The sequence below is a fragment of the Streptococcus hyovaginalis DSM 12219 genome, assembly GCF_000420785.1.
Lineage (GTDB): Bacteria > Bacillota > Bacilli > Lactobacillales > Streptococcaceae > Streptococcus > Streptococcus hyovaginalis.
Genome location: NZ_ATVP01000023.1, coordinates 1 through 8,081 on the forward strand (window position 1 = coordinate 1; position 8,081 = coordinate 8,081).

The following is an 8,081-nucleotide window of genomic DNA, read 5'->3' on the forward strand; positions in this document are numbered from 1 at the left end:
AGCTAAAGTAAACTTACATTCAGGATAATTTGAACAACCATAAAACGATTTTTTTAATACAATATTGTTGCCACACTTAGGACATTTTCCTACAATACTTTTTTCTGCTTCTTTTTCTTTCTGTTCCTGGTAATCAGAAAAATTTAGTTTTTCTATATCGTTAGGTACAGCTTCCAGTAAATGAACAATGAATTTTTTGATATTCGTAATAAAGTTCTCTTGATTGCCTTCTCTTTTACCGATTTTTTTTAAATACGTTTCCCATTTAGCCGTCATTTCAGCACTCGTTAAAAGGTGCTGACTTTCAACTGCCTGGCACAATAATTTTCCTTTTTCAGTTACAACAAGCTTATTCTTAATCACTTGGATATATTCTTTTTGTTTTAACGCTTCAATAATACTTGCTCTTGTCGCTTCTGTTCCAATCCCCTCAACTTCTTGTAAAATCTTGATTGCTTCTTCATCATCAACCGTTTTATTCGCCGTTTTCATAGCAGTTAATAATGTACCCTCTGTAAAAGCTTTTGGCGGTTGCGTTTCTTTTTCAACACTCTTAACACCAACTTCGGCACGTTCGCCAATGATAACGAGTGGTAACGTTTGAACGTCCTCTTTTTCTTCTTTGGTTTGTTGTTTGAAAAGAATTTTCCACCCTTCTTGCTTTGGTGTCTTTCCGATCGATTGAAACAGCAAATCAGCTACTTTCGTTTGTATCTTGGTTTCTTCATACAAGTAATCAGGTAAAAACATGGCAACGGTCGTTTTAACGACTAAAGCATAAATTTTTCGTTGTAAATCGTCCATTTTCGCTAATGCAGATTCGGTAGGTACTTGTTTTGTTGGGATAATGGCGTGGTGTTCCTGTACCTTACTACCGTCCACATAACGCTTTCTAGGCTCTGTTTGAACCATTTCAAGATCAAGTCCTAAAAAACCGCTATATTTGCCAAAATTCGCTTTTAAATAAGCAAATTCGTTCTCTGTAATAAATGGTGTATCTGTTCTTGGATAACTCAATAATTTTGCTTCATACAGTCCTTGCATAGCTTTTAAACGTAAAATTTTGCGTTCTAAGACGTTTTAAATATATCTGCGTATATTTTTATGTGTTTTATCTTTTCGTCGGCAAATGCGTTAAAATTTGCGAAATAAAATAGCTCAAGGGCGAACGCAGTGAGTGCATTTACCCTTGATCTATTTTTTTGAGTAAATTAGCTTTTGAAACCGACGGAAAGGAAACACAAAACTTTTCAGAGGCAAGGGGTTTTTAAGGGGCGCTTTTAGCCCCTTGAATTTATTTGCTTTAAGATATATTTAGTTTTAAAATAGTTTTAACGAAAAAAAGACATAAAAAAAGACGAGCAACGCTACCAACGTTCTCGCCCGGAATAACAAACCACACTTGTTATTCATTCGATGATTAGTATATCAATTTTTGATTTTGAATACAAAACAAAATGGACGAATGGATACAGGCGAAATTTATTTTGCGATTCCACTCGTCCTTTTTTCGTTCCAAAAATTATTTTAGGAGCGATAAAAAATGAAGAAAATTGATGAAAAATTAGCTGCAGAAATCTCACTAAAAAAACCGGCCGTCTCTAATAGCCGGTTAAGTAATAGCCGGTTAAGTGGTCAAACTTTGGGAAAATCTCAACCCGCATTAAGTTTTGATGCCATGACAATCGTTGGAAATTTGAACAAAACTAATGCTAAAAAGCTATCTGACTTTATGAGTGTAGAGCCACAAATACGACTTTGGGATATACTTCAAACAAAGTTTAAAGCTAAGGCACTTCAAGAAAAAGTTTATATCGAATATGACAAAGTAAAAGCAGATACTTGGGATAGACGTAATATGCGTGTTGAATTTAATCCCAATAAACTCACACATGAAGAAATGATTTGGTTAAAACAAAATATTATCGACTACATGGAAGATGACGGTTTTACAAGATTAGACTTAGCTTTTGATTTTGAAGATGATTTGAGCGATTACTATGCAATGACTGATAAAGCAGTTAAGAAAACTGTTTTTTATGGTCGTAATGGCAAGCCAGAAACAAAATATTTTGGTGTCCGTGATAGTGATAGATTTATTAGAATTTATAATAAAAAACAAGAACGTAAAGATAACGCAGATGTTGAAGTTGTGTCTGAACATTTATGGCGTGTAGAAGTTGAATTAAAAAGAGATATGGTTGATTACTGGAATGATTGTTTTAATGATTTACACATCTTGAAACCTGCGTGGGCTACTTTAGAAAAAATTAATGAGCAAGCTATGGTTTATACTTTGTTGCATGAAGAAAGTATGTGGGGAAAGCTAAGTAAGAATACTAAGACTAAATTTAAAAAATTGATTAGAGAAATATCTCCAATTGATTTAACGGAATTAATGAAATCGACTTTAAAAGCGAACGAAAAACAATTGCAAAAGCAGATTGATTTTTGGCAACGTGAATTTAGGTTTTGGAAGTAAAATAAGTTTTATTTGATAAAAATTGCTAATTCAGTATAATTAATATTTACGAGGTGACATAACGTATGAAAAAATCAGAGGATTATTCCTCCTAAATATAAAAATTTAAAATTTAGGAGGAAGTTATATATGACTTTTAATATTATTGAATTAGAAAATTGGGATAGAAAAGAATATTTTGAACACTATTTTAATCAGCAAACTACTTATAGCATTACTAAAGAAATTGATATTACTTTGTTTAAAGATATGATAAAAAAGAAAGGATATGAAATTTATCCCTCTTTAATTTATGCAATTATGGAAGTTGTAAATAAAAATAAAGTGTTTAGAACAGGAATTAATAGTGAGAATAAATTAGGTTATTGGGATAAGTTAAATCCTTTGTATACAGTTTTTAATAAGCAAACTGAAAAATTTACTAACATTTGGACTGAATCTGATAAAAACTTCATTTCTTTTTATAATAATTATAAAAATGACTTGCTTGAATATAAAGATAAAGAAGAAATGTTTCCTAAAAAACCGATACCTGAAAACACCATACCGATTTCAATGATTCCTTGGATTGATTTTAGTTCATTTAATTTAAATATTGGTAACAATAGCAGCTTTTTATTGCCTATTATTACGATAGGTAAATTTTATAGTGAGAATAATAAAATTTATATACCAGTTGCTCTGCAACTTCATCATTCTGTATGTGATGGTTACCATGCTTCACTATTTATGAATGAATTTCAAGATATAATTCATAGGGTAGATGATTGGATTTAGTTTTTAGATTTTGAAAGTGAATTTAATTTTATACACGTAAGTGATCATAAAATTTATGAACGTATAACAACCACATTTTTTGGTTGCTTGTGGTTTTGATTTTGAATTTGGTTTTGAACTTATGGACTGATTTATTCAGTCCATTTTTTGTGCTTGCACAAAAACTAGCCTCGCAGAGCACACGCATTAATGACTTATGAAACGTAGTAAATAAGTCTAGTGTGTTATACTTTACTTGGAAGATGCACCGAATAAAAAATATTGAAGAACAACTAGCAAAAGATTTTAAAGAGTTATTTTATTTTAAGTCTTTATAACATGAGTGAAGCGAATTTTTAAATTTCGATAGAAATTTTTACATCAAAAAGCCCCCTGTCAAAATTGACGAAGGGGGTTTTTTGGCGCACGCTTTTCGTTAGAAATATACAAGATTGAAAATCGTGTATAAGTGCGCCCTTTGTTTTGAACTTAGCACTTATACATCAATTTTTTAAAATGATGTATAAGTGCGCCCTTTTAAATTTTGAGTGATTATATTTTTTGAGTTAGAAAAAGGGATTGGGAAAATTTCCCAAAATAATTTAAAAAATAAGCAAAAATTTTCGATAGAGAATGTGCTATTTTTTGTCAAAGGTGTATACCTTGACTGTGCTTGCTGTTACATTAAGTTTATTTTTAAGTTATTAAAAAAGAAATAGCTTTTAAAGTTTGGCTCGCTGTCGCTTTATAAAGCTGATTGACTTTTGATTGCAAACTACTTAAAGAAAACAAACTCGGACTATTCGTTTTCTTCTCTTTGGTTTGAACATCAGCAATTATCCCCTCTTGATTGCCTATTTTAGCTTGTTTAGAAGAAACAAAAGCTAAAAGCTCCTCTTGGGTTTTAAAACGCTGTGTGGGGCTTAGAACGCCCTTAAACGACCCTTGGTTTACTTTTATACTAGCTTCCACCTCGAAAAAAGGTTCTTTTTTAAAATTCTCTATGGCTTCCTGGCGCTGAAAAATAAGGTATAAGGTGGGCGTTTGAACACGTCCTAGTGAAAATGTACCTTGTACGCCCTTCTGTTGTAAATTTAACGTATACAAAGGGCTTGCGTTCATGCCGATCAACCAATCGGCAATTTGGCGTGTTTGCGCTTCTTGATAAAAGGGATAGTAATTCATTCCAGGTTGCAAATTTTGAAAACCGCTTCGGATTACATCTTTTTCTAAGCTATTGATCCATAGTCTTTTAAATGTTTTATCTTTTGAAAAGGCATTTGCTTTATGGATAATCGACCAGGCGATATTTTCACCTTCTCTGTCGCTATCTGTTGCAACAATAATTGTATTTGCCTTTTTGAGAAGTTCTGCAACAATTTTAAACTGCTTTCCCTTATCTTTTGCAACTTCAAAATCGTATCGATCAGGAAAAATCGGCAAAGATTCAAGTTTTCAATTTTGCCACTTTTCGTCATAATGACCTGGTTCTGCTAATTCCACTAAATGCCCAAAACCAAAGGTGATAAACGTTTCATCTGTAAATAGTGGGTCTTTGATCTCAAAATAACCGTCTTTTTTGGTGCTTTGTTTTAAAGCACTTGCGTAGGCTAATGCCTGGCTTGGTTTTTCAGCTAAAATAACCGTACTCATTAACTATCCCTCTTTTCATTGTTTTTTCTTTGATCGACTGTCACGTTATATCTTGCTCGATACCTTCTAAACGTTCGGCGATTGATTCCAGTTTGTTCTTCAACTTCTTTATCGGATAAACCATTCAAAAACAAATCGAAAGCATGCTTTAAACGTGGATCATTTTCTTTAAATTTATGCTGACGACCTTTGAATTTGCCTTTTTTCTTAGCAATTTCGATTCCTTGTGCCTGACGTTCCTTAATTTTTTTTCGTTCTGATTCTGCTTGATACTTGTACAATTCAATGACAAGGCTATTAATCAAACGCCTTAAATTTTCATCTTCAATACCATTCATTGAGGGTAAATTTAAGACTTCCAGGGTTGCCCCCTTAATTTGAATTTGATTCATCAATTCTGTTAATTCTTTATTATTTCGTCCTAATCGATCTAATTCAGTAACAATAACAATATCCCCTTCACGAATATAGTTAAGCATAGCTTGTAATTGTGGGCGTTCGACCGATTGACCGCTTAATTTGTCTGAAAAGACCTTAGAAACGCCCTGTAACGCTTGTAATTGCCGATCTAAGTTCTGTTCTTTGCTACTGACACGTGCATAACCAATTTTAGCCATTTTCAACCAACCTCTAAAATTCTCTCGGTTGCAATAACCAATCAGCAATATCTACTTTTTCAATTTCAAATTGCTTATCAGAAATTGTCTTTTCGTAAGCGATAAAATCTTGCGCATATTGTTGCTCATTAAAAATAGCCACCACTTCGTCATTTTCTAAAACTCGATAAATAAATTTTTTCATTTTACTCCTCCTATTATGCCCAACTTAAATGACCTATTCACCAAGTCAATTATACTGCTAAAATCATATTAGGACAAATAGGTATACCCTATTGTCCTCCACTCCCCAGGACAACTATCATAGATATAATGTAATGGCAGTTTGCGTGTTTTATTGCTTATCCTGTATCAAGTTCAAATAGTGTGCTTGATACGGGCATTATAAGCTCCGTAATCGCTCGTTTTAATAGTTTGATTAGAATACTCTTACTTACTCCTAGAAGATGTGATAAAGCGGTATAATACGCTTCTCTTGCTTTCTTATTCATACTAATCAATGAGAGAGCGATATTCGAAATAGAAGCAAGGATAATCCCTCCTTGGCGACCACGTTTAAATGAATATAGAATCCTCCCTTCTGACTGCAGTGTCTTTAAAACATAATCTAGAGAACGTTCTGGAATACCAATTGCAGCTGTAATTTCTTTCTTTTTCACTCTCAGATATGGACTATCTGAGTTTGTTTTTTGCTTGATATAGTTCCAAAAGTCTTCTCTCCATTCTGAAAAGTGACTGCGTTGACGTTGATCACGTGATTTCTTGAACTTATACCATCCTTGACGAATGAATAAATCTTTTGTTGTCAAATCAGAGCTAACCCAAGTTTGACATAAAATTTTGATAAAATCTCTGTTAGCAGCTTCATATTTTCCAGAATAAGCACTTGCTACTGTCTTTTTGAGTTCATTTTTCTTCAAAGGAACTTCTAACTCTGCATTATAATCACTGAGTTCTTCCATACAGTCACTATAAGCAACTCCTGAAGCATAGTTGGCCAAAGCTAACGTAAAAATAACGTTATTGCGACCCATAATAGCCTTTTCCCCACGAATTTTCGAGGTATTCTTAAGAAGACGATACCAGGGCTCGTCAATTTGTTTCTGACCTTCAGTTCCTGATAGTACAAGAAGATCAGGTTTCTTAGAGTACGTTAAATCATCTTGTTGCATGGACCAGTTAAACCATTCAGCAAAGGTATAGACATTATTTTGATCAAAGTACTCTATGTTATCTTCGCGAGGAATACGTGCGATACCAAAATGATTGCACGTCATATCAACCGGCAAATCCTTGATAAAATGATTTCTGATATTCTGAGAAATCATCTTTGCAACATTTACAACTTTGAATTCAGTAGCAGCTGTTACATAAGCAGCATCCTTTAAGATGAAATAGGCTTGATAACCATTCTCTGTTTTTAAAATTAAAGTTGGCATGAATCCTAAATCTAAAGATGATACTAGAATGTCGCTGAAATTGATATTCTCTGACTGATTTTTAAAGTCAAAATCGATATAGAAAGCGTTAATTTGGCGAAGATTATTCTCACTATGTCCCTTTGTAATACGAGGTTTCTTTTGCGAATATGTCCCGTAACGATAAACATTAGGTGTCCAATGAGTAAACACTGTCTGATTCTCTTCAACAGCTTCCATCGATGTGAGAACAATCCCTCTTCCGGCAATCATATTCTTTTTGCTACGGTACCCAAAAATAGCTCCCTTTTGTTCCTCGAAAGGAGTATTCTCATGCTTACTATTTTTAAATTTGAATTGTCTTAGTCCATCTTTTAAAATCATTTGATGAATCTTTTCAATATTGATATTCATCTCTCCTCCTTTCTTAGAAAAATATAAAAAGGTATCAACTTTTCGTCGATACCTTCCACTTTTTTTTCTCAACTACTTGATTTTTTTGAGAAATCTTAGTACACTTTATTAAGTCACTTCATTTTACACAATTTTGTGGTATAATGAAATTAATAAAAAATTGTACTAGAAGTAGTTTCGCTTGATAGGGTTGGCTATCAACGAGGCTCCTAGAAAAATGTTTGGCGACATTTTTCTGGGCTAGTCTTTTTTATTTTCTTTGATTTTAACTAAAACCATTATACAACGATTTCGATTTTTTCGCAAATTGTATTTTGATATGATACAGTTTTAGAAATCTAATAAACTACATTCCTAAATCAAATCACACTATTGATTATTTTATAAAAGAAGACCACCTACAGTTTGATATTTAAATGTAGGTGGTCCTATTTGAAATAATAATCTTAAAAAATGAACATCGCTCTTTGCCATATATACCCTGAGCCATTTTACGCTCTAGTATAGGCATTCTTTATTCTCTATTTTTCATTAATAATGTTATTCTGTCGGATTATCCCAGCAAAATAACTACCATAACTACTGCGAAATTGTGCAAACAATGTATGATACTAGGCACTCTAATATCCTTAGTCGAATAATAAGCTAGTCCATAAAATATAGAACTGATTAACTGAGTACTAAGTGTAATTTGATAATCATGGCTAAAAGAAAATACTAAAGAAGTAACAATGATAGAAA

At 32.7% G+C, this 8,081-nt stretch carries 6 protein-coding genes and 2 pseudogenes; 2 read left to right on the top strand and 6 right to left on the bottom strand.

The annotated features are described in order from the left end of the window. A pseudogene (locus tag G574_RS0110275) lies at positions 1-1,053 on the bottom strand (DNA topoisomerase); the annotation flags it as partial. Between the two features lie 490 nt (positions 1,054-1,543). Between G574_RS0110275 and G574_RS0110280 the strand changes: the two are divergent. After that, positions 1,544-2,482 (top strand): replication initiation factor domain-containing protein, encoded by a 939-nt coding sequence (locus G574_RS0110280; RefSeq protein ID WP_002331393.1) that lies wholly within the window; start codon positions 1,544-1,546, stop codon positions 2,480-2,482. A gap of 129 nt (positions 2,483-2,611) precedes the next feature. Then, complete coding sequence (locus G574_RS0110285; protein WP_002331392.1) at positions 2,612-3,259, top strand: type A-7 chloramphenicol O-acetyltransferase; 648 nt, start codon at positions 2,612-2,614, stop codon at positions 3,257-3,259. A 684-nt stretch (positions 3,260-3,943) separates the two neighbouring features. Here G574_RS0110285 and G574_RS11420 read toward each other — a convergent pair. The 5 genes and pseudogenes from G574_RS11420 to G574_RS12030 all read right to left on the bottom strand — a co-directional run. Further along, positions 3,944-4,891: pseudogene (locus tag G574_RS11420) on the bottom strand (DNA topoisomerase); the annotation flags it as partial. Further along, a complete protein-coding gene (locus tag G574_RS0110295) occupies positions 4,891-5,508 on the bottom strand; it encodes a recombinase family protein (RefSeq protein WP_001062587.1) in 618 nt (205 codons plus the stop codon). The gene G574_RS0110295 and the pseudogene G574_RS11420, both read right to left, overlap by 1 nt. A gap of 13 nt (positions 5,509-5,521) precedes the next feature. Next, positions 5,522-5,692: a hypothetical protein gene (locus G574_RS11675; protein WP_000713595.1), complete on the bottom strand. Its 171-nt coding sequence runs from the start codon at positions 5,690-5,692 to the stop codon at positions 5,522-5,524. A gap of 157 nt (positions 5,693-5,849) precedes the next feature. Then, positions 5,850-7,340: a primase C-terminal domain-containing protein gene (locus tag G574_RS0110305; RefSeq protein WP_084677603.1), complete on the bottom strand. Its 1,491-nt coding sequence runs from the start codon at positions 7,338-7,340 to the stop codon at positions 5,850-5,852. Between the two features lie 553 nt (positions 7,341-7,893). Beyond that, positions 7,894-8,076, bottom strand: a complete 183-nt coding sequence (locus G574_RS12030) for a CPBP family glutamic-type intramembrane protease (protein ID WP_425423295.1) — start codon at positions 8,074-8,076, stop codon at positions 7,894-7,896. Positions 8,077-8,081 lie beyond the last annotated feature (5 nt).

Bases quoted from the DNA above. Each gene is read 5' to 3' on its own strand.
- G574_RS0110280 (WP_002331393.1), top strand. From the start codon at position 1,544: ATGAAGAAAATTGATGAAAAATTAGCTGCAGAAATCTCACTAAAAAAA.
- G574_RS0110285 (WP_002331392.1), top strand. From the start codon at position 2,612: ATGACTTTTAATATTATTGAATTAGAAAATTGGGATAGAAAAGAATAT.
- G574_RS0110295 (WP_001062587.1), bottom strand. From the start codon at position 5,508: ATGGCTAAAATTGGTTATGCACGTGTCAGTAGCAAAGAACAGAACTTA.
- G574_RS11675 (WP_000713595.1), bottom strand. From the start codon at position 5,692: ATGAAAAAATTTATTTATCGAGTTTTAGAAAATGACGAAGTGGTGGCT.
- G574_RS0110305 (WP_084677603.1), bottom strand. From the start codon at position 7,340: ATGAATATCAATATTGAAAAGATTCATCAAATGATTTTAAAAGATGGA.